This is a genomic window from Desulfovibrio sp. DV (assembly GCF_001936595.1).
GTDB lineage: Bacteria > Desulfobacterota > Desulfovibrionia > Desulfovibrionales > Desulfovibrionaceae > Solidesulfovibrio.
In genome coordinates this window covers 1-304 of sequence record NZ_MLBG01000206.1, presented here as the reverse complement: position 1 = coordinate 304, position 304 = coordinate 1, and the positions used below count along the sequence as shown (strand labels likewise).

Sequence of the window (304 nt, the reverse complement as noted above, 5' to 3'; positions counted from 1 at the left end):
TCCGCCACAGACCGAACGTCCCGGGCGATCCGAACGACAGCTCTCCAAGGAGCGTACCTTCCCCAAGGCTGCCCATGAAAAAAATAGGTCTTGTCCTTCTCGCACTCCTTGGTGCGGCCTGCTTGTACTACATTGCGCCCATCCTCATCCTGGTGTCCATTGGGCTCATGCATTTCGCTCACAATGCGCCTGACGACGCAAGGGTCGACGAATATCTGCAACGCGATCTCAAAGAATACTGCGAGAGCAGGATGGGCCGGCCGGTCGCGGTCCACTACGCCTTCCTGCGGGAAGGCCCGACGCA

General features: G+C 59.2%; 1 protein-coding gene. It reads left to right on the top strand.

What is annotated here, in order from left to right; all coding sequences use genetic code 11:
- Positions 1 to 74: 74 nt before the first annotated feature.
- The coding region (locus DVDV_RS21730) for a hypothetical protein (RefSeq protein WP_139311721.1) at positions 75 to 304 on the top strand (230 nt) is incomplete at its 3' end.